13 protein-coding genes and 3 pseudogenes are annotated in these 21882 nt (G+C 60.7%); 11 read left to right on the forward strand and 5 right to left on the reverse strand.

What is annotated here, in order from left to right; all coding sequences use genetic code 11:
- Nucleotides 1–25 precede the first annotated feature (25 nt).
- Both OMP40_RS16525 and OMP40_RS16530 read left to right on the forward strand, forming a co-directional pair.
- Nucleotides 26–1615: pseudogene (locus tag OMP40_RS16525) on the forward strand (glycoside hydrolase domain-containing protein); the annotation flags it as partial.
- Between the two features lie 88 nt (nucleotides 1616–1703).
- A complete protein-coding gene (locus OMP40_RS16530) occupies nucleotides 1704–5765 on the forward strand; it encodes a glycoside hydrolase domain-containing protein (protein ID WP_277532830.1) in 4062 nt (1353 codons plus the stop codon).
- Between the two features lie 54 nt (nucleotides 5766–5819).
- On the opposite strand, the gene OMP40_RS16535 is transcribed toward OMP40_RS16530, so the two are convergent.
- Nucleotides 5820–7184: a bifunctional folylpolyglutamate synthase/dihydrofolate synthase gene (locus OMP40_RS16535; protein ID WP_277532831.1), complete on the reverse strand. Its 1365-nt coding sequence runs from the start codon at nucleotides 7182–7184 to the stop codon at nucleotides 5820–5822.
- A gap of 537 nt (nucleotides 7185–7721) precedes the next feature.
- Nucleotides 7722–8872 (reverse strand): annotated as a pseudogene (locus tag OMP40_RS16540) (zinc-dependent alcohol dehydrogenase).
- 234 nt (nucleotides 8873–9106) lie between these two features.
- On the opposite strand from OMP40_RS16540, the pseudogene OMP40_RS16545 reads away from it, so the two are divergent.
- From OMP40_RS16545 to OMP40_RS16555, 3 genes and pseudogenes are all read left to right on the forward strand, one after another.
- Nucleotides 9107–9508 (forward strand): annotated as a pseudogene (locus tag OMP40_RS16545) (hypothetical protein); the annotation flags it as partial.
- Between the two features lie 154 nt (nucleotides 9509–9662).
- On the forward strand, nucleotides 9663–9881 hold the full coding sequence (locus tag OMP40_RS16550; protein WP_277532833.1) for a hypothetical protein: 219 nt from the start codon (nucleotides 9663–9665) through the stop codon (nucleotides 9879–9881).
- A gap of 74 nt (nucleotides 9882–9955) precedes the next feature.
- Complete coding sequence (locus OMP40_RS16555; protein WP_277532835.1) at nucleotides 9956–11137, forward strand: YecA family protein; 1182 nt, start codon at nucleotides 9956–9958, stop codon at nucleotides 11135–11137.
- Between the two features lie 89 nt (nucleotides 11138–11226).
- On the opposite strand, the gene OMP40_RS16560 is transcribed toward OMP40_RS16555, so the two are convergent.
- Nucleotides 11227–12102 (reverse strand): helix-turn-helix transcriptional regulator, encoded by an 876-nt coding sequence (locus OMP40_RS16560; protein WP_277532837.1) that lies wholly within the window; start codon nucleotides 12100–12102, stop codon nucleotides 11227–11229.
- 122 nt (nucleotides 12103–12224) lie between these two features.
- On the opposite strand from OMP40_RS16560, the gene OMP40_RS16565 reads away from it, so the two are divergent.
- The gene (locus OMP40_RS16565; protein WP_277532839.1) at nucleotides 12225–13727 is read left to right on the forward strand and encodes an L-fucose/L-arabinose isomerase family protein; all 1503 of its coding nucleotides are present in this window, start codon (nucleotides 12225–12227) and stop codon (nucleotides 13725–13727) included.
- An 86-nt stretch (nucleotides 13728–13813) separates the two neighbouring features.
- On the opposite strand, the gene OMP40_RS16570 is transcribed toward OMP40_RS16565, so the two are convergent.
- Complete coding sequence (locus OMP40_RS16570) at nucleotides 13814–15184, reverse strand: FAD-dependent oxidoreductase (protein WP_277532841.1); 1371 nt, start codon at nucleotides 15182–15184, stop codon at nucleotides 13814–13816.
- Nucleotides 15185–16602: 1418 nt separating this feature from the next.
- On the reverse strand, nucleotides 16603–16815 hold the full coding sequence (locus OMP40_RS16575) for a hypothetical protein (RefSeq protein WP_277532843.1): 213 nt from the start codon (nucleotides 16813–16815) through the stop codon (nucleotides 16603–16605).
- Between the two features lie 165 nt (nucleotides 16816–16980).
- Between OMP40_RS16575 and OMP40_RS16580 the strand changes: the two genes are divergently transcribed.
- The 5 genes from OMP40_RS16580 (at nucleotide 16981) to OMP40_RS16600 (ending at nucleotide 21779) form a co-directional block, all read left to right on the forward strand.
- A complete protein-coding gene (locus tag OMP40_RS16580; RefSeq protein WP_277532844.1) occupies nucleotides 16981–17277 on the forward strand; it encodes a late competence development ComFB family protein in 297 nt (98 codons plus the stop codon).
- Between the two features lie 186 nt (nucleotides 17278–17463).
- On the forward strand, nucleotides 17464–18270 hold the full coding sequence (gene speD / locus OMP40_RS16585) for an adenosylmethionine decarboxylase (RefSeq protein WP_277532845.1): 807 nt from the start codon (nucleotides 17464–17466) through the stop codon (nucleotides 18268–18270).
- Between the two features lie 26 nt (nucleotides 18271–18296).
- Nucleotides 18297–19340: a GTPase gene (locus tag OMP40_RS16590; RefSeq protein WP_277532847.1), complete on the forward strand. Its 1044-nt coding sequence runs from the start codon at nucleotides 18297–18299 to the stop codon at nucleotides 19338–19340.
- Nucleotides 19337–20005, forward strand: coding sequence for a GTPase (locus OMP40_RS16595; protein WP_277532850.1), 669 nt, complete (start codon nucleotides 19337–19339; stop codon nucleotides 20003–20005). The genes OMP40_RS16590 and OMP40_RS16595 overlap by 4 nt, the downstream gene beginning before the upstream one ends.
- Before the next feature lie 319 nt (nucleotides 20006–20324).
- Nucleotides 20325–21779, forward strand: a complete 1455-nt coding sequence (locus tag OMP40_RS16600; RefSeq protein WP_277532852.1) for a nicotinate phosphoribosyltransferase — start codon at nucleotides 20325–20327, stop codon at nucleotides 21777–21779.
- Nucleotides 21780–21882 lie beyond the last annotated feature (103 nt).

The raw sequence follows: 21882 nt of genomic DNA on the forward strand, positions 1-21882 counted from the left end.
TTAAAAAAGGTGGATTGCGGCCGCGATGGCTGCGCTGCTGCTGTACGGCGTCTTGTCGTCGGCGGCGCCGGGCGCGGCGCAGGCGGAAGAGACCGCTGCCGACACATATACGAAAACCTGGAACGTCGCCCTTAATTCGACGGCCACGGCTTCCGGCAAGTGCAACGCCAACGAGTCGGCGTCCGCAGCCGTCGACGGCAAGCTCACGACCAAATGGTGCGACAATACCAAGGTTAAAAAGAAATGGCTGAAGCTCGATCTGGGCAAAACCTACAATATCAACCAGTGGGTCGTTAAAAACGCGGCCATCGGCGAATCTGCGAACAGTCCGTTTTGGAATACGAAAGACTACCGCCTTCAACGCAGCGACGACGGCACGGCCTGGGAAGATATCGACGTCGTGCGGAACAACGCGCAGACGCTCGTCGACCGCCAGGTGCCGACGTTTTCCGCGCGGTACGTCCGCGTCTATATCGATCAGGCCGCTTACGACAACAATACGGCGCGCCTCTACGAGGTCGAGATCTACGGCGTCGAAGCGGACCAGATTCCCGCGGTTCCGGCCGCCGATCTGCTGCCCGTCGATTACGTCGATCCATTCATCAACACGCTCGGTGACAACGGGCAGACCAATCCGGGGCCGACGATGCCGTTCGGCCTGGCTTCCGTCGGTCCCGACGGCGACGGCGGCGCCTTCAGCGGCTACTACTATCAGGACCGCTTCCTGAAGGGCTTCTCCCAGCTTCGCTTCAGCGGCGTAGGCTGCAGCGGCGCCGGCGGCAACATCCTGATGATGCCCGAGACGCGCTCTTTTACGAAGAATAGCAGCGAATACAAGCAGCAATACGACAAGCGCAGCGAATACGCTTCTCCGGGCTATTACGGCGTGACGCTGGCGAGCGGCGTCAAAGTCGACCTGACCGCTTCGGACAACGTCGGCTTCCATCGCTATACGTTCCCGGGGACCGATACCGGCTCGGTGCTGGTCGATCTGTCCAACTCTTATGCAGGCATGGTGGACGCCAACCTGAAGGTAGAAGGCGCGAACGAAATCAGCGGCATGATCCAGTCCAAAAACGTTTGCGGACACGGCTATTATACGATCTATTATTCGATCCAGTTCGATCATGACTTCGACTCATATTCGTCCTGGCAGGGCGATTCGGTCGGCGCCGTGGCGACCCGAACCGGCTCCAATAGCGGCGTATGGCTGAACTTTAACACGAAAAACAATGCCGTCGTCCAGGCGAAGGTCGGTCTGTCGACCATCAGCGTCGAGCAGGCGAAGTACGAGCGTTCGCACGACATTCCGGACTGGGACTTCGAGGCGCAGCATCAGCGCACGCGAAGCGCCTGGAGCGATGTCTTGAACAAGGTCGAGATCAAGGACGACGACGAGGAAAACAAGCGGGTGTTCTACACCCAGCTGTACCATTCCTTCCTTCATCCGAAAAACGTCACGAGCTCAAGCGGCACGTTCCGCGCGGGCCGGGACGAAAACACGATTCGCCAGGCCTCCGAGCTGGGCGAGGACTTCGAGTACTACAACGGCTGGTCGACCTGGGACGACTTCCGCAAGTACGCGCTGTATTCGGTGCTCGATCCGAAGCGGTACGAAAACATGGTGAAGTCGATGGTCGACCTGTACAGCACCCGAGGCTCGTACGTGCAGTGGGGGAGACGGCTACTGGCCGAGCCCGACCGTGCGCAACGAGTTCAACGGCGCGGTCATTTTGGACGCCTACGCGAAGGGCTTCGCCGATTTCGACGCGTACAAGGCGCTTCAGGGCATGGCGGTCGACACGGACAACTATACGGTGAGCGACGGCGAGATCTCGGGCAAGCTGGAAAAGGCGTACAGCGCCTACTTCCCGATGAAGCTGGCCGCAATGCTCGGAGATAAGACGACCTACGAAAAATACAAAGCGGTCGCCTTGTCCTACAAGTCGCTATGGAACGCCAATCAGGTCGACGAGAAAGGCGACAAGCGCGGCTTTTTCACCCCGAACGCCCAGACGGTCGCAAGGACCGACGTCACGGCGGTGGACAAGTACGCTTACCAGGGCAACCTGTGGACGTACCGATGGTTCGTGCCGCAGGACGTCGGCGGGCTGGCCGACCTGATGGGCGGCAAGCAGGCGATGGCGCAGGATCTGCAGCATTTCTTCGCGATCGACGAATATATGGCGATCAACGAGCCGGATTTGCAGGTTCCTTATTTGTTCAACTACCTGGGACATCCTTACCTGACCCAGTATTACGCGCGCGAATTCACCACGGAAGTCGTCACGCAAAAGTATCACAACCACGGTCCGTACGCTTACCCGATCCAATCGCGCGTCTACCGCGACGATCCGGAAGGCTATCTGCCGTCGATGGACGACGATGCGGGCGGCATGTCCTCCTGGTTCGTCTACAGCGCGATGGGTCTTTACCCGGCCAATCCGGGCGATCCGTACTTCCTGATCGGCTCGCCGATCTTCGACGAGATGACGCTGCATCTGGACGGCGGCAAGACGTTCACGATCAAGGCGAACAACGTTTCGAGCGAAAACCGCTTCATTCAATCGGCGAAGCTGAACGGCGCCGACTTCAATCAGGCCTGGATCAATTATGATGACATGATGGCCGGCGGCACGATCTCGTTCGAGATGGGCGCGGCGCCCAACACGAGCTGGGGCGCTGCCGCAAGCGCGGCTCCGCCGACGGCCGACTACGGCGCGACGGTCGACAATGCGCTGGCACGCCAGACGCTTGTCCCCGCAGGAGCGGAGTGGAAGTATCTGGACAAAGGTCAGGCGGCCGCAAACGGATGGACGGGACGCTCGTTCGACGACAGCGGCTGGGCCGCCGGCGCGGCGCCGCTCGGCTACGACAGTAAAAACTATGCGAAAACGAAGACGAGCTACGGCCCGGATGCCAACAACAAGTATCCGACTACGTATTTCCGCAAGACGTTCGAGGTGGCGGATCCCAAGCAGCTCATCCAGCTGAACGCCAGTCTGATCCGCGACGACGGGGCCGTCGTGTACCTGAACGGGCGCGAGATTATCCGTACGAACATGCCGTCGGGCACCGTGAGCTACGGCACCTACGCCAATGCGACGGTCGGAGACGAGCGAAACGTAAACGTGTATCCAATCGATCCTTCTTACCTGGTCGCAGGCACGAACGTGCTGGCCGCCGAGGTTCACCAGGTGAACGCGACCAGCTCGGACATCGCCTTCGATCTGGGACTGGAGGCCGTCGTTCCGATGGTCAAGCCGGCGGCGCCGACCGCGCCGGTCCAGGACGATACGGCCAATACGTTCGGCTGGACGTACGTTTCCGGCTTCGAACAGGCCAAGGATTATGAGTTCAGCGTGAACGGCGGACAGAGCTGGAAGCCGGCGACCGCCAACCCGCAGACCGTCGGACCGCTCGCCTACCGTGCCGGTCAGGTGCAGGTGCGGATCAAGGCCGACGATACGCGGGGCGTGACCTCGGGGTCGGCATTGCTCTCCGATGCGGCTTATACGTCGGATATTCAGTGGAACGTCTACGATCTGCAGGCTGACGTCGGGCGGGAAGGCAATATGGACGTCCGCGTCACGGGGACGCTGAAGGGCGACTATGAGGGATCTGCTTACGCGGTCATCCAGCTGATGGACGGCAACGACCAGGCCTGGGTGAGCAGCGCCATGCCGGTCGAGGCCGGCGGGTTCGAGGTATCGCAGATTTTTAACGTAAACGCCAAAAAGTTCAAGGTAAACGTATATTTGGTCGACGCGTTTGACGGCGACATCTACGATTCCTTGTGGCTCGCCGAGCCGGTCGTATCGGAGCCGGAGCCGAAGCCCGCGCCGGGCGAAGAACCGCCCGAGCAGCCGGAGCCGCTGCCCGATCCGCTGCCGATTCCGGTCAAGCCGGCGCTGCCGCCGCTCGATCCGATTCAGCCGGACGAGCCGCCTGCGACGGACCCCGGCGAGGTGCAATTCGAGAGCCGCAGCGAGTGGAGCGCTGCCGTGAATACGTTTAACGGCAATCCGCTCAAGACCGAGGACGGCAACGGCGGCACGGTCGTCGCCAATACGTTCGACGGCGCATGGCTCGCTTATGCGGATGTCGATCTGGGCACCGAAGGCGCCAATCATATCACGGTCGAATATGCGGCTCCTGCCGCGAAGGTGCCGGCCGACGCCAGGCTGGAGGTTCGCCTCGGCAGCGTGGACGGCGAATTGCTCGGCACCGTCGCTCTTCCGAGCACGGGCGGCGAGTGGACGTCGTACAAGACGGCGGACGCGCAGTTTGCGAAGACCGTGACCGGCAAGCAGACGCTGTATATCGTCATGCATGGCAGCACGACCAGCGGACTGCCGTATATCGGCAACTTCGACCGGATGACGTTCGCCAACTGGAAGATTCGCGGCGACTATGCGAAGCTGGAGCTGGAGAAGTACGATGCCTGGTCCGACAGCGTGAACCCCGTCAACGGCGGACCGCTCAAGACCGAGGGCGGCAAGAGCGGCCAGCAGGTCGCCAACACGTTCGCAGGCGCCTGGATGGCGTACAAGCATATGGACTTCGGCAGCGAGGGCGTCAATCAGTTCAGCGTCGAATATTCGGGCAACAGCACGAGCGTACCGACGGATGCTGCGGTGGAGGTTCACCTGGATGCCGTCGACGGGACGCTGATCGGAAAAGTCGGCGTACCGCCTACCGCTGCCGCATGGGGCACGTACAAGACCGTGTCCGCTGCGCTAACGCAGACCGTGACCGGCGTCAGGGACGTTTACCTCGTGCTTACCGGCTCGACGGACACGACCTACAAGTACATCGGCAACTTCGACAATGCGGCGTTCTCGTTCGCGGTGCCGGAGCAGCCGGTGCGGACCGACTATGCCAAGCTGGAGCTCGAGAGCTACGACGCGTGGTCGACCGCGTTGAATCCGTACAACAATTCGCCGCTTGCCACCGAGAACGGCAAGAGCGGCAAGCAGATTAAAAATACGTTTAACGGCGCGTGGCTGGCGTTCAAGCGCATGGACTTCGGCAACGCCGGCGTCGACCAAGTATCGGTCGAGTACAGCGGCAATTCCGTGAGTTGTCCGGCGGATGCCGCGGTCGAAGTCAGACTCGGCGCGCCGGACGGCGAGCTGGTCGGCAAGGTGCTGACGCCGCCGACGGCCGGCGCGTGGGGCACGTACAAGACTGCGACAGCCTATCTGACGAAGAAGCTGTCCGGCGTACAGGACGTGTATTTCGTGCTCACGGGCACGTCGACGCCCACCTACAAGTATATCGGCAACTTCGACAACGCGGCCTTCTCGCTCAGCGAGCCCGATCTCAACGTCGAGTTCGAGAGCCGCAGCGAGTGGTCGACGGACAAAAACACGTTCAACAACAATCCGCTTAAAACGGAAGGCAACAACGGCGGCACCACGGTCGGCAACACCTTCACCGGCGCGTGGCTGACCTACAAGGATCTCGAGTTCGGCACGCTCGGCAAAAATTACGTCGACATCGTCTATGACGCGCCGACGAACCGGGTGCCCGCCGACGTCGTCGCCGAGATTCGGCTGAACGACAAGAACGGCGAGCTCGTCGGCGCCGTCAGCCTGCCGAATACGGGCAGCGGCTGGGGCTCGTACAAGACAGCCGGCGCCGCGCTGAACCGGACGCTCACCGGCAAGCAGACGCTCTGCGTTGTCTTCAAGGGAAGCACGACTTCCAGCTTGCTGTATATCGGCAATCTGGATCGTATGATTTATTCGAGGAAGGGCTAAAGACAAGAGCGCCGTTCGGTTCCACAATGGAATCGGCGGCGCTCTTTTTTGTATTTACTTCCCGATATCCTCCAAATCCTGGCCATACAGCCGCTTCGCATTGCCGATCAGCGTCTGCGTCCCGACGATGAGAATGCAGTCGGGCAGCGGGCCTTCGCGTAGGGCGTCCAGCGCGTCGGCGAGCAGCGGGTAGGCGGCGCAGCCTTCCGGACAATAAAGCTTGGCCACCTCAAGCGCGTCCTCCGGGAACGCGAGGTGGCTGACATCCGGCCGCGTCACGAGGATGCGGCCCGCTACTTGTGCCAGCGTCTCGATGACGCCGGCATAGTCCTTGTCTTTGGGCACGCCGACGACCGCCGCGACCCGGGCGCCGGCTCCAAGGCCCAGCGAGCGTACGACGCCCGCCAGGTAGGCGGCGGAGTCGCGATGGATCGCGCCGTCGACGATCGTGAGCGGCTCGCGGCTCACGATCTCGCAGCGGCCGGGCCATTGCAGGCCGGCGAAGCAGGCGGCGACCGTCGCGGGATCGAGCGCCGCGCCTGCGATATCCTCGCACGCCTGTACCGCAAGCGCCGCATTGTCGGCCTGGAACGCGCCGAGCAGCGGCAGCGACAACCCTCGGTACAGCGCCCGTCCGGTGCGGACGTCGAACGTCGTTCCCCGTGCGGACACGCCAACACGCTCGGCGATAAAAGCCTCGCCTGCGATCGCCGTGCGCTCGGTTCGGCACTTCAACTCCAACTCCATCTTGATCGCATCGAGCGTGTCGTCTCGCTGCTCCCCGATGTACAACCGCGTGTCCGCAGACTTCGCGATCCCCAGCTTATGCCGGACGATGTCGCCAAGGCCGGGGCCGAGCTCGCGGACATGTTCCTCCATGATCGCCGTGACGACGGCCCACTCGTTCGCGAGCACGTTGGCGTCGTCATAGCGTCCGCCTCTTCCGCACTCGATGACATTAATGTCGGTGCCTTGCTCCGCGAACCAGTTGACCGCGATCGCCAGCGATACGCCGACCGGACCTTGATAGGCAGCCGCATCCAAGCCGCGCTCGATCTCCGTCCAAGCGGGCTCGATCCGACGGACCAGCCGCACGAAGTCCGCTTCGCCGATCGCCCGGCCGTCGATCCGCATCCGCTCCCGGTAGTCGACCAGGTGTGGCGAGGTGAACAGGCCGACCTTGCAGCCCAGATGGCTGAGCAAGGAGGAGAGGAGACGCGAGGTCGAGCCTTTTCCTTTGCTGCCGGTCACGAGCACGAATCGCCTCCCGCGATCCGGCGCGCCGAGCAGATCGAGCAGGCGGCGGGTCAACTGCGGATGGCGGACCCGCTCGTCGCCCGCAGACGGCAGATGCGGGGCGGCGCGCAGATAGGAGCGGTAGATGAGGTCTTCGGCCTCGCGTTGGTTGGCGATCGACATGCGCGTACGGGAGCTCCTTTACTTTACGATGGGTTGTGTGAACGAGGGAAGCCATGACAGTGGGACGGAATCGGACCCGGAAGCCGTTATTTATGCGCAAAACCTCATTGTGCAGGCGGCAGCGGACTCAGGAGCCGTTATTCGTAAGTTATGTGGCGGTTAACGGCGTTTTACGCGAAATAACGTCTGCTCGGTCCGTGCGCGGCTCTTCAAAGCGTGATTCGAACAAAATAGCGGACGCTCAGTCCGCTACGCTTTCCGTTCATTATACCAAAGCCAGCGACGCCAAACAGCCCTCCGCTCGACCCCGAACGAAGGGCTGTCCTTTCTGCTGTCCGCGCAGCCTTTCCGCACAGCCTATCCCTACTGCCCATCCGCCCTGCCTGTCAGCACCGTCCTGCCTGTCAGCACTACCTGTCAGCACTACCTGTCAGCACTACCTGTCAGCACTACCTGTCAGCACTACCTGTCAGCACTACCTGTCAGCACTACCTGTCAGCACTACCTCTCTTCCCTGACAGCCCGCCCCGCCTCTCACTAAGGCTTCAGCACGACCTTGATGCACCCGTCTTCCTTGTTGTTAAAAATTTTGTACGCATCGCTCGCCTCTTCGAGCGGGACGCGGTGCGTCACGATCTCGGTCGGGTCGAACTCGCCTTTGACGATCATGTCGAACAGCTTCGGCATGTAGTGGATGGCCGGCGCCTGTCCCATTTTCACGGTCAGGTTGCGCTCGAACATGTGGCCTAGCGGAAACATGTTGTACAGCGCGCCGTACACGCCCGTCAGCTGGATCGTGCCGAACTTGCGGACCGCGTCCATCGCGATATCGATCGCGCTGAGCGTGCCGCCCTGCAGCTTCAGCTTTTGACCGATTTTCTCGAGCGCGTTTTTCTTGCCGTCCATGCCGACGCAGTCGATGACGACGTCCGTGCCGCCCCGCGTGATCTCGCGAATGTGCAGGGCAACCTCGTCATGCTCGTCGAAATTGATCGTCTCGACGTTGTTCATCCTGCGCGCGTGCTCGAGACGATAAGGGACGTTGTCGACCGCGATGATCCGCATCGCGCCTTTCATGGCGGCGAACTTTTGCACCATCAGTCCGACGGGCCCGCACCCGAGCACGGTCACGGTGTCGCCCGGCTTCACGCCGGCGTTCTCGACGCTCCAATACGCGGTCGGCAGCACGTCGGACAGGAAGAGCAGCGCCTCGTCCGGAAGCTCGCACGATTCGGGGATGACGAGCGGCATGAAGTTCCCGTACGGCACGTGCAGGTACTCGGCCTGACCGCCCGGATAATTGCCGTAGCGCTCGGTATAGCCGAGGTAGCCGCCGGCGTCGATCTCCTTTAGCGGCGGGTGGGGGTTCGAGTTGTCGCACTGGCTCTCCATGTCGTGCTCGCAATAATAACATTTGCCGCAAGACACGTTAAAAGGAATGACGACCCGGTCGCCTTTTTTTGACGCGGGTCACTTCGGGTCCGACTTCTTCGACGATGCCCATCGGCTCGTGGCCGATGACGAAGTCCTTGCGCGTAGGCATGCCCCCCCAGATAAATATGCAGATCGGAGCCGCATATCGCCGTGGACGTGATGCGAACGATGATGTCGTCTTTTTGCTTGAGCCTCGGATCTTCGACCTCTTTGACCTGGATATCTTTGCTTCCCTGGAAGGTTACCGCCCGCATTTTCGTTTCGTCCTCCTTCGTCCTGTTGCGCGTTGTGGCGAATCATTATTAAGTACCCTGTAGGATGACAATTCCTTCAACGATTAATCCGCGGTCGCCGAGGGTAAAGTTGAATATCCTATGTACAGCAAACGGAGGTAGCCCAGATGTCCATGACCGTATACGGCGTATTCGACACGAGCAAGGAAGTCATCGACGCGATTCAGTCCTTGAAAATAAGGGGGGCATTCCGACCACGATCTGACGGTCGTCGCGGACCGGGAGGAGTCGTGGAGCCTCGGCAACCTGGGACAGGCGGCGGATCTCGTCGCGGTAGAAGGGGCCGGCGCAGGCTCGGATTCGCTGCTCGGCAAGGTCAAGCGCATCTTCAAGGCCGGCGGGGACAGCGAACTGTCGGGACGGCTCGAGGAGATTGGCCTCTCGAACGGGGAAGCGATGGAGTACGCGCCCGAAGTGGACAAAGGGCGGTTCCTGCTGCTGATCGGCCATGACAACGGCTTGGCCGACGACGTCGTCGCCAACTCGCCCGCCGACGACAATGTAGCGGACAGCGCCATCCGCAACCAGGCGATCGACCGGGAGCTGCCGCGCATTTTGTCCGAGGACGGCCCGCTGCCGCCGGGAGAACGTATCTGACTTCGAATTCGGCCGGCCCTGAATTTCGTTTCGGCTTCGGGCCAATCCGCTGAGCCCCGCCCCTCAAAGGCGTGGCTCTTTTTTGCGTACCCGCGTTATAATGAAAAAAGCTTGATACGCGACAAATCGCGATTAACAATGGGGTGCGATGAGCATGACACAATCCAGCGATCCGAACGCGTCCGCCTCCGCGGACAAGCCGGGACAGAAAAAAATCAGCCTGGCGGAAGCGATGAAGCAGCGGCTGGCCCAGAAAAAGCAGGAAGCCGCGCATGGCGGCGGACAGCAGAGCGGCTTCTCGACAGACGTGAAGCAGATGCGCAGCCAAATCAAAAAGAAGCCGAACAACCAGAAGAAACGTACGGGCGTCTGAAGCGTTCTGCGCAGGGTTCGGCAAAAGGCCCGGCGTTCGTCGATCGGGCTTGTTTTTATTAAAACGGAAGTAGGATGATGATGGCAGATCATATGAAGCTTAACGGCGAGTGGCCGGCTTTGGCTTGGCCGCTGGCGCTGAAGGACGCTTTGATGCCACAGACGCGCGAATCGCTGCAAAAAATGGCGAGACTGCTCAAGCTATACGACTGGGAGAACGAAAAAGATAAAGACGCGCTTGTCGGCGGGCTCTTGCCCGCGTTGGCCGATCACGCCGCCGAATCGACCCGGCTTTGGGACGAGGAACGGTGGTCGCTCATTCGCAAGCTGGTCAAAAATAACGGTCTGATGACGGAGCCTCCGGAATCCGGGCCGGTCGCTTACTATTTAGCCGAGCGGGGAATCGCGTTTCCCGGAGAGGTGAAGGGCAAGAAGTCGCTGGTCATGCCGACCGAGTTGGTCGAACGGTTCGCCAGGCTGGAAGGGCTGTCCGGCACGCCGGCCCAGGTGAAACGCAACACGGAACACATCAAGCTCACGCAGGGGCTTCTGTACTACTATGGCGTCCTCGAAGAATCCGAGTTGGAAGCCCGTTTGATCGCGCTGACGGGAGAAACGCCGGAGGACGGTCCCGACCTGTTCGAGGTGCTCGTCGATGCCTTGGATTTCCGTGCGATGTTCGACTTCGACGAAGACGGCCTGTATGCGAATCTAGACGTCGAAGAGCCTCGGGAGCTGCTGCGCATTCAGCAGGCGCGGCGGGAGCTGCCTTACCGCGAATTCGCCAAGGCGGAGCTGCTGAAGGCGGGCGAGCCCGAATACGTCGAACGGACGAAGGCGCATCAGGAGCTGGCCGGGTATCTGGCGAACGAATACGCGGTAGACATGCTGGAAGCGGACACGATCGTCGAGATCTGCGCCGATACGTTCAAGAACGGCAAGTCGATGAGCGCGGCGTTCGAAATTTTGCAGTTCGAGTTTTCGATCGAGGATGGGCAAACGGTCCAGGAGGTCGGCGGGCTGCTTGCCCGGTTGAACAACGGCACGCGGCAATGGGTGCTGAAGGGACATCGGCCGGACGAGCTTCAAATGACCGTGGGCGGCGGCGTGCCGTCCAACGTGCTTGCGATGCCGCAGCGATCCCATCATGCCGACGTCATCTCGATCCAGACCGGCCGCAAGATCGGGCGCAACGATCCCTGTCCCTGCGGCAGCGGCAAGAAGTTCAAGAAATGCTGCGGCGCGGTCGGAGACTGAATCGGTTCTTCGCATGTAAAAAAGGCTTGGCTTGCGAATCGGCCCGTTGTGGAGGGCGATCGCGCGCCAAGCCTTTTTTGCGCCGCGGCTCAGCGGCTGCTCCATTGCTTGCGGTACGCAAGCGGGGTCAAGCCGGTCCGATTCTTGAACAGATCGATGAAATGGCTGACGTTGTCGATCCCGACCCGCTCCGCGATCTCGGCGATCGGCGCATCCGAATATTTCAAATATTCCTTCGCGTGGTTGATGCGCACCTCGATGAGATAGGCGATGGGCGCGAGCCCGATATACCGCTTAAAAGCCCGCGACAGATTAAACTTGCTGACCGCCAGCGCCGCCGCCAGCGAATCGAGCGTCAGCTTTTCCCCGTATCTCGAATCGATCGTCCGGACCGCCTGATTGACGTAGGCCGGCACGTCTCCCGGCGACGGTCCGCTGCCCGAAGCGATGACGACCAGCTCCGTCAGAACGTCGGTCAGCAGCCTGGAGCTCAGCAATTCGGTGTGCGCGAAACGAGCGCGATGAAGGCCGATCAACTCCCGGATGCGTCCGGGGATGACCGAGCCGCCGCCTGCATCGACGACGGGTGCCGGCGAATAGCCGCAGAAAGCTTCGTAATAACGGCTTGCCTGGTTGCCGTTCAAGTGGACCCAGAGCAGCTCCCAGGTTCCGTCTCCATAGGCGGAATAATGCTGATAGGTCCTGCAGTCGATAAAAAACGCTTGTCCGCTGGCGAGACTGTACGATTTGTCCCGATACGTGAGCCGCCCGGATCCCGCTACCGTATAGACGACCAGATAAGAGTCGATTCCCTCGCGCTCGGTAAAGTAAGGGACGGCCGCATGAAAGTGCCCGACCTCCTGGACGAAGTAGTAGGCGGAGCGCGCGAACTCCGACGGCGTAGCGATCAATCTGACCGAATCCGCGGACCAGGCGGGAGAGACGTTGACGTAAGAAGCGGGCAAGGGAATCGCCCTCCTTGCAAGATCGTCGTATTTTTGGTCAACATTCTTCGATGATATAAGGATTATAACCGTTTACAATTTGGTGAGAAAGGTATGATTAAACGAGGAAACGAGGAATGGTCATGTCCCTGCTGCAGCCGATCAAGCCGCCGCGAAAAGCGCGGATCGGTCTTTATTCCGTCGGCCTGCGCGCCTATTGGGATCAGTTTCCCGGGTTGCGCGAGCGTCTGGAGGGCTACGGAAAGTTTATCGAAGGCCGCTTGTCCGGGTGGGCGGACGTGTTCAACTTCGGACTGGTCGATACGGAAGGCGAGGGCCGCCGCGCAGGCGAGTGGCTGAACCTTCGGGACGTCGACCTGGTGTTTTGCCATGCGGCCACGTATTCGACGAGCGCAACCGTCCTGCCCGTGCATCAGATCAACAAAGCTCCCGTCGTATTTTTGAATTTGCAGCCGACCGAACGCATCAATTATGAAGCGACGACGACGGGCGAGTGGCTGGCGCATTGCGGCGCCTGTCCGGTACCCGAGTTCGCCAACGCGTTCAACAGGGCGGGCATTCCTTTCCGCGTCGTGAACGGCTTGCTCGGGCTGGCCGCCACGCCGGCCGGTTCCCTGACGAACGAGATTACCCATGAGCGGGAGGAAGCGATTCGCGCATGGCTGGAGATCCGGGCGTGGGCCCAGGCGGCAGCGGTGCCGCGGACGCTCCGGCACAGCCGGTTCGGGTTTTTGGGCAATACGTACAGCGGGATGCTGGATATGTACAGCGACTTCACGATGATCCAGGCGCAGACCGGCATGCACGTCGAGGTGCTGGAAATGTGCGATCTGGACCGTCAGCTTCAATCGGTGACGGCGGACGAGGTTGCGCGCAAGCTGGCGGAAGTGCGGGAAATGTTCGAGATCAGCGGCGATTCGCCCTCCGATCCGATCGCAAGACGGCCTACCGACGAACAGCTCGAATGGTCGTGCCGGGTGGCTGCGGCGCAAGAGAAGCTGGTCCGGGAATACGATCTGGATGCGCTGGCCTACTACTATCACGGCGCGCCGGGCGGCGCGTACGAGAAGCTGCAGGGCGGGTTCATCGTCGGGCATTCGCTGCTCACGGCCCGCGGCATTCCATGCTCGGGCGAAGGCGATCTGAAAACGGCCGTGGCGATGAAAATTTGCGACATTCTCGGCACAGGCGGCAGTTTTTCGGAGATTGTGGTCACGGATTATGTGGACGGCACCATTCTGCTCGGTCACGACGGGCCGTTCCATATCGCGATTGCCGAAGGCAAGCCGATTCTGCGCGGGATGGGGCTGTACCACGGCAAACAGGGCACCGGCGTCTCGGTCGAAGCCAAGGTCGCGCCAGGTCCGGTCACGACGCTGAACGTGACGCAGACGGGAGACGGCAGGCTGAAGCTGATCAGCGGCGAAGGCGAATCGACCGACGGGCCGATCATGCGCATCGGCAACACGCAGACGCCGGTCCGTTTCCGCGAACATCCGGACGCGTACTTGACGAGATGGTTCGCCGAAGCGCCGACGCATCACTGCGCGCTGTCGGTCGGGCACAATGCCGCTTTGTTCGAAAAGGTGGGGCAGCTGCTGCAGGTCAGGCACGCGAGACTGTAATCGCGGCATGACATGAAAAAAGGCGATGCGTTTCTAGCCCGAGCGGGCTCCGCATCGCCTTTTTCTGCCTGGTCGCCGTCTCTAGCTTAGGCGCCAGCTATCGTGCCGGCTTTCTCCGCTTCCAGCTCCGCCGCCGCCTGCAGGCCCGCCTGGTTCAGCAGGTTCCAGGGTTTGTTGTAATGCGGCTGGAAGAAGAAGTCGACGAATCCGAGCTCCTCAACGGTCATCCTGTTCTGGATGCATACCGACAGCGTATTGGCCGACTGCGTCAGATCCGCCTTCGACAGCACCTGCGCGCCGAGCAGGCGTCCGCCGTCCGCTTCGTAGACGAGCTTGACCAGCGCCCGTTCGTACGTCGGCATGAATTCCGGCCGGTAGTTGTCGCTGACCGTCGTCGTCCTTATCTTGAGCCCCGCATCGACGGCGGCCTGCTCGGTCATGCCGGTCGAAGCGATGTTGAGGTCGAACATCCGGATGCCCGACGTGCCCTGCGTGCCCATATACTTGACGCGCGGCTCCATGATGTTCATGGCGACCAGCGTCCCCATGCGGACGGCGTTGGTCGCCAGCGGGATGTAGGCGGCCTTCCCGGTCGGGTTGTAGCGAATCGCGCAGCTGTCGCCGGCGGCGTATACGTCGGGGCAGCTCGTGCGCATGAATTCGTCGACGACGATCGCGCCGTTCGGCAGCATCATGACCTGGCCTTTGAGCAGGTCGGTATTCGGACGGAAGCCGATGCAGAGGATGACGAGGTCCGAATCGTACGCGCCTTCCGTCGTGACGACGCGGGCGACTTTGCCTTCTAGCCCCTCAAGGGCCGTCACCGTCTGGCCGAGCGCGAGCCTGACGCCGCGTTCCTTCATATCGGCTTCGACGATGTCGGTGAACGCCTTGTCGAGGTACTTGAACATGACTCGCGGCGTATTGTCGATGAGCGTCACGCTTTTGCCCAGCTGATGGAACGCCTCGACCAGCTCGACGCCGATATAGCCGGCGCCGACGACGGTGATCCGCTTGGCGGTCGCCGCCTTTTCAATGATGGTCTGGGCATGCGCGTAGTTTTTGCACAGGAGCACCCGGTCGAGATCCATGCCCGGCATCTGCGGGACGATCGGCCACGAGCCGGTCGTGACGACGAGCTTGTCGTAGCTGTCGACGAGCACCTCTTCGGTCTCCAAGTTGCGGACGGTTACGGTCTTGTATACCGTATCGACGGCGAGCACGTCGTGACGCATCCGCGTGTTCACGCCGAGCTCGGCGAGCGTGTCGGGGTGGGCGTAGAACAACTCTTCCGCATTTTGCACGACGCCGCCTACATGAAGCGCGATGCCGCACGACAGGAACGAGATGTTGTCGTTGCGCTCGTACACGGTGATTTCTGCGTCGGGATAACGTTTGGCCATTTGGATGGTGGCAGCTGTGCCGGCGTGTGTGCAGCCGATAACGACGATTTTCATAAGGAAGTCCTCCTTGCGTTCAATTATTGTGATAAAATTCACATAGTTGGCGAAAAGGTGAGCGAGCATCCGTGGCATCGTAGCAATCGTAGCCTAAGAGTTACCCGATTCCCGCTCAAGATTCTGACTGAATAATCTCGCTCCACATATTGTGATTTAAATCACAATGTCTTGATGAATCCAATATACGCCACTCCGCAGAGGAATGCAATAGATAAAGTGAAAATAATCACAAACTACTTTTTGAAGCCCACGCTGAATTTCGATAGCTTGAATAGGGCTCGATAAAGCGCAAAACTTATGGTACTTCCCCTCGAAAGCACATGTGAGTCGAAGCGCCGAATGATCGCCTAAGTACTTTCCCTCGAAAGCACATAGACGTCGAAGCGCCGTATGATCGCCTAAGTACTTTCCCTCGAAAGCACATGGACGTCGGAGCGCCGAATGATCGCCTAAGTACTTTCCCTCGAAAGCACATGTGAGTCGGAGCGCCGTATGATCGCCTAAGTGCTTTCCCTCGAAAGCACATGGACGTCGAAGCGCCGTATGATCGCCTAAGTACTTTCCCTCAAAAGCACATGGACGTCGAAGCGCCGAATGATCGCCTAAGTACTTTCCCTCGAAAGCACATGGATGTCGAAGCGCCGAATGATCGCCTAAGTGCTTTCCCTCGAAAGCACATGGACGTCGGAGCGCCGTATGATCGCCTAAGTACTTTCCCTCGAAAGCACATGTGAATCGGAGCGCCGCAAGAGCCTCTCTAGTGTTTTCCGAGGAACGATTGTTGCCGGCAGCCATCGCGCAAAAATGCATCATTCATAGGGGGGAGTTGTGCGAATAGGCTTTTCACGAGCGTGTATCATGCAGATTGCGCGAGAGATGTGCCAAAACGGGTTTGGTGGCTGGCTATCGTGTATTTTTGCGCCCTAGCGCCCTAGTGGTAAGGGAGGGAGATTTGGTGTCGAACGGCAGATGTGCAGAGCGCACAACCTGTCGCCGTTTGCGCGACCATCTCCATTCGCACGACCGGCCTACGCCGCGCAAACACACAAGAACCGCACAAAAAAATATGCGGTTCCGCCCGCGGCGCGGCGAACAGCCCCGCGAGCCAGCCCGCAAACACAAGAACCGCACAAAAAAATATGCGGTTCCGCCCGCGGCGCGGCGAACAGCCCCGCGAGCCAGCCCGCAAACGCAAGAACCGCACAAAAAATGTGCGGTTCCGCCCGCGGCGCGGCGAACAGCCCCGCGAGCCAGCCCGCCAACGCAAGAACCGCACAAAAAATGTGCGGTTCCCCCCGCGGCGCCCGAGCCACGGCCCGCGCACCGCATTGGCCCCACAAGCCACCGCGCAAACGCAAGAACCGCACAAGGTCTGTGCGGTCCCCGCTTCCACTTGCTATTGGGTTCGCCGCGCCTTACTTCGGCTGCTCCGGCGGCGCTTCCGGCGGGATCGCATCCGGCTTGACGTCGGGCGGCACGGCGTCCGGTTTGATCTCGGGCGTCGGATTCTGGACGATCTCCGGATTCGGCACGACCGGCGAGATCTCGGGCGAGGTCGGCGGCGTGATCTCCGGCGTACCGGGATCGAACTGGGGCAGCTCGGCGGCATAGTCTTTATATTCGGACATCGGGCAGCACTCCTTTTTTTGTCGCTTGGTCTCCATTACCCAATCCGAGGGAGGCCTTAACGGGTATGCCGGCCCGCAACATTTGGCACTTAGGTCTAATGACGGCAGGCTTGGCGCTGTGATATGCTGATTGAAATAATACGGCAACAGGGAGTTTTATACGCGATGGAATTTGCGAGAGCATCATCTGTATTCAATGCGATGGAACCGATCGTCGTGAGCTTCTTCGAAGAGCATATATTGCCCAACTATTCGTTAAAGTGCGGCTGCGACAAGTGTGCGACGGACATCATCGTGCTCACCTTGAACCATCTCAAGCCGCAATATACGTCCACGCAGGCCGGTCAAGCGTACATCAAGGCGCTCTATATGAATCCCCAGATGCAGTCGGACATTTTGCAGGAGCTCACGCGTTCCCTGCAGATCGTGGAGTCCAAGCCGCAGCACCAGCTCGCCGAATAGCCCCGATTCGCCTCGAAAGCCCGCTTACCGCGGGTCTTTTTCGTACAGCCCGCCCTTTACGAATCCCGACGTTCCCGCGTTCATGCTCCGGTTTGCCGCAATCGGGGTAAATACTTAGAGGATTGGGGCTACTGGCCTCAGCCATAATAAGGAGACGATCCGAACAGAAGCGAGGGGACGAGCGATATGGCGCTTACCGACGAGCAGCGCATCACGCTTCACGGGTTCAACAACCTGACGAAGACGCTGAGCTTTAATATGTACGACATCTGCTACACGAAGACGAAGGAAGAGCGGGAGGCGTATATCGCCTACATCGACGAGCAGTACAACTCCGACCGGCTGACCAAGATTCTGAACGCGGTGGCGGAGATCATCGGCGCGCATGTCCTGAACACGGCGAAGCAGGATTATGTGCCGCAGGGCGCGAGCGTGACGCTGCTCGTGTCGGAGGGGCCGATCGTGGAGGTGCCGACGGAATCGTACGAGGAGTCGCCCGGCCCGATGCCGGCCAATGTCACGTTGCAGCTCGACAAGAGCCACATTACCGTGCACACCTACCCGGAATATCATCCGAGCGAGGGTCTCAGCACGTTCCGCGCGGACATCGACGTCTCGACTTGCGGCGAGATCTCGCCGCTCAAGGCGCTTAACTATCTCATTCACTCGTTCGACACCGATATTATGACGATCGACTACCGTGTGCGCGGATTCACGCGGGACATCAACGGTCAGAAGCTGTTTATCGACCACGACATCAATTCCATTCAGAATTACATTCCGGACGCCGTCATTGATGCGTATGATATGATAGATGTCAATGTATACCAGGAGCATATCTTCCATACGAAGTGCAAGCTGCGCGAGTTCGACCTCAACAACTACCTGTTCGGTTACACCAAGGACAAGCTGAGCGAGGCCGAGCAGACGGAGATCGCGGAGCGGCTGAAGATCGAGATGGACGAGATTTTCTACGGTAAAAACATTCGTTAGACGTTGCGCGAAGAGGGGGAGCTGCGGTGGGACTTAGAGAAGATGCGGCGAGGTTGAGGCAAGATATCGAAGACGAGCAGAACGCCAAGCTCCGGATCGCCCTGTTCGGGCAGCCCGGATCGGGCAAGTCTTCGCTCATCAATCAGATCGTCGGGCAGCCGGTCGCGCGCACGGGCGTGACGACCGACACGACGGTGGAGGCGCAGATCATCGCCCACGAAGAGCTGCTGCTCGTCGACCTGCCGGGATACGGAACGTCCCGGTTTCCGCCGAACGCGTGGATGGACCGGTTTCGGCCGGAGGAGCTGGACTTGTTCCTGTGCGTATTCGCGGGCAAGTTTCATGAGGCGGACACCGCCTTCTTCAAGGAGCTGCGGGAAAAAGGGCGGATCTGCCTGTTCGTTCGCAACAAGCTCGACGACCTGTGGGAGGACGGGCGCACGACAGACGAGCTGAAGGCGGAGATCGCAGCCGACGTCGCGCGCCAGGTCGGGGCGCCCGAACAGGTTTACTTCGTCAGCTGCCGGACCCGCGAGGGCTTGAGCGAGCTGGTGGACGGGATCAAGGCGGCGCTCGAGCCGGCGCTGCAGGAGAAGTACGCGCGTTCGGCCAAGGCGTTCAGTCTTGCGCACCTGGAGGCGAAGAAGGATGCGTGCGAGAAGTCCGTATACAAGTACGCCGGGCTCGCCGCCGCCAACGGCCTCAATCCGGTGCCCGGCGTGAACGTTGGGGTCGACATGTCCATCATGTACAAGATGTTCGCCGAGATCCGGGCCTCTTACGGGCTGACCGACGAGAAGGTGAACAAGCTGATCCCGTCGCTGCTGCCGCTCGGCAAGCGCGTGCTAGACTATGGAACCAAGGAGGGCATCATGCTCCTCCTCAAGAAGTTCGCGGGCAAAAGCGCGTCGACGGCCGTCGGGCGCTTCGTGCCGATCGTCGGCCAGGCGATCGCGGCCGCAGCCGGCTTCGGCATGACGGTCGCCGCCGGCAAGTCGTACTTGAACGACTGCCACGAGCTGGCGGAGCGGATTCTGGAGCGGGAGCTCGGAATCGAGCGCCAGCCGTGAGCGCGAAGACGAGGCGCGCGGTCGGCGACACAGGCACGGGCGCACCCGCGAATGCGAAGGCAAGAAGCGCAAGGAGCGGTACAGGCGCCGGCGCGGAGCCGACGGTGCTGGAGCGCAATCTGAGGCGGCTCGCCGCGGAGCTCGCGGTGATCCCGCGAACGCGCAAGATCGCCATTCTCGGGCAGCCGGGGGCGGGCAAGTCGGCGCTTCTCGATCTATTGACGGACCGCGGCTGCGTGCCGAGGCCCGTCGTCGGCCAGCGGACGGACGCGACCTCCTGGGCGCACGACCCGAATGCCGCGTTGATCCATAGGTGCGGAGAAGCCGTGTTCGTCGATTCGCCCGGCCACGGCACCGCGGCGCATCCGGCGGAGGCGTTTTTTCGTCTTTTTCCATACCGCTCGTTCGACCGTCTCCTGCTCGTGTTCAAGGATAAGCTGCATGCCGCGGACGACAGGCTGCTGGCCGGCATCGCCAAGGCGGGACTTGCGGAGCGGACGATGCTCGTCCGCAGCTTCGCCGACGGGCTGCTGCCCGAGGAGCGGGAGCCGCTGCGGCGCGAGCTGGCCGGCAAGTTCGCCGGGGCGTTCGCGTGGTACAGCGCCAGAGACCGCAGCGGCTTGGCCGAGATCGAGCGGTTCGCGTTCGGACCGCCGGGGTTCTGAGATTCGTTTCGTTTCCATTCGGGTATGATTATGGCAAATCGTCCGCCGCACGGCGGGCGCGCGTCTCATGCCGAGGAGGACCGGGATGGAGAGGAATCAGGCGCTGCGGCATCCTGCATTCGTTTTTGAGGGCACGGGATCGCGTTTTATACAAGGTTTGGCCGGGCGCTTTCGCCCGGCTTTTCGCGTTGCGACGCGTGGCTGACATTTCCGCGTTTGCCAAGGGAATGAACGCCCGGGCGGGCACGCATAATACAGGAAGATCGGATCGGCGGGAGCGGGATCGCCGATCCGACCTTGCCCCGGAGGAGGACGGACGATGGACGAGGGAGGTCTCACGCTCCATACGGACAAGTACCAGATCAATATGATGTACGCGCACTGGGTACAGGGAACGCTGAACGAGCGGGCCGTCTTCGAGATTTATTTCCGCAAGCTGCCGTTCGGCAACGGCTATGCCGTCTGCGCGGGTCTCGATCGGATCGTGCGCTACATCGAGGCGCTGCGCTTCGGAGAACGGGAGCTCGAATATTTGAGGCAGCAAGAGGAAAATTACGCGCCGGGATTTCTCGAGGCGCTCCGTTCTTTCCGCTTCACGGGCAGCCTGCACGCGATGCCCGAAGGAACGCTGGCCTTTCCGAACGAGCCGCTCGTGCGCGTCGAAGCTCGCCTCTTCGAAGCGCATCTCATCGAGACGGCGATGCTGAATTTCCTGAATTACCAGACGCTGATCGCGACGAAGGCTTCGCGAATCCGGCAGGTCGCACCCAACGATCTGCTGCTGGAGTTCGGCACCAGGCGGGCGCAGGAAGCGGACGCCGCCGTTTGGGGGGCCAGGGCGGCCTATGTCGCAGGCTTCCATGCGACTTCGAACATGCGGGCGGGCATGCTGTTCGGCATCCCGTCCAAAGGAACGCACGCGCATGCCTGGGTGCAGGCGTTCGGCACGGAGGAGGAGGCGTTCCGCAAATATGCGGAGGCGCTCCCGGACCAGGTGACGCTGCTCGTGGATACGTACGATACGCTTCGCAGCGGGGTGCCGAACGCGATCCGGATCGGCAAGATGCTCGAAGCGTCGGGCAAGCGCATGGTCGGCATCCGTCTGGATAGCGGGGACTTGGCTTATCTCTCGCAGCGGGCGCGGGACATGCTTGACGAGGCCGGGCTCTCCTACGTCAAGATCACCGCCTCCAACGATCTGGACGAGCACATTATCGACAATCTGAAAAGCCAGCGCGCGCGCATCGACGTTTGGGGCGTCGGCACGAAGCTGATCACGGCGGCCGATCAGCCTTCGCTCGGCGGCGTGTACAAGATGGTCGCGATCTCCAGGAACGGCGCGTTCGAGCCGGTCATCAAGATCTCCGCCAATCCGGAGAAGGTGACGACGCCGGGACTCAAGGACGTCTACCGGATCATCGGCCGCGATACAGGCAAGGCGGAGGGAGATTATATCGCCCTCAAAGACGAAGCCGACATTCGCGAAGGACGCCGGATCAAGCTGTTTGACCCGGTGCATCCTTATATTCACAAGTATATCGAACGTTACGACGCCGTGCCGCTTCTGAAGCCGGTGATCGTCGACGGCGAACTTGCGGTTCCGCTGCCTTCGCTCGAAGAGATTCGCGCATACCATGACGCGCAGCTCGGTCAATTTTGGCCGCAGTACTTGCGCAAGCTTAATCCGGAGCTGTATCGGGTCAACTTGAGCGAAAAAGCTTGGAAGCTGAAGATGGATTTAATCGCCGAACATACGCAAAACGATCCGTTGTGATTTCCAGTTAAGTGAAATATCTGGTAACTGACATGCTAGTGACATGTAATGGTTCTATTGAACGATTGTTTATGAATAATTCACAAAAGAATTCGCTTTCATT

This window comes from Cohnella rhizosphaerae, from assembly GCF_029525575.1.
GTDB classification, from domain to species: Bacteria; Bacillota; Bacilli; order Paenibacillales; family Paenibacillaceae; genus Cohnella; species Cohnella rhizosphaerae.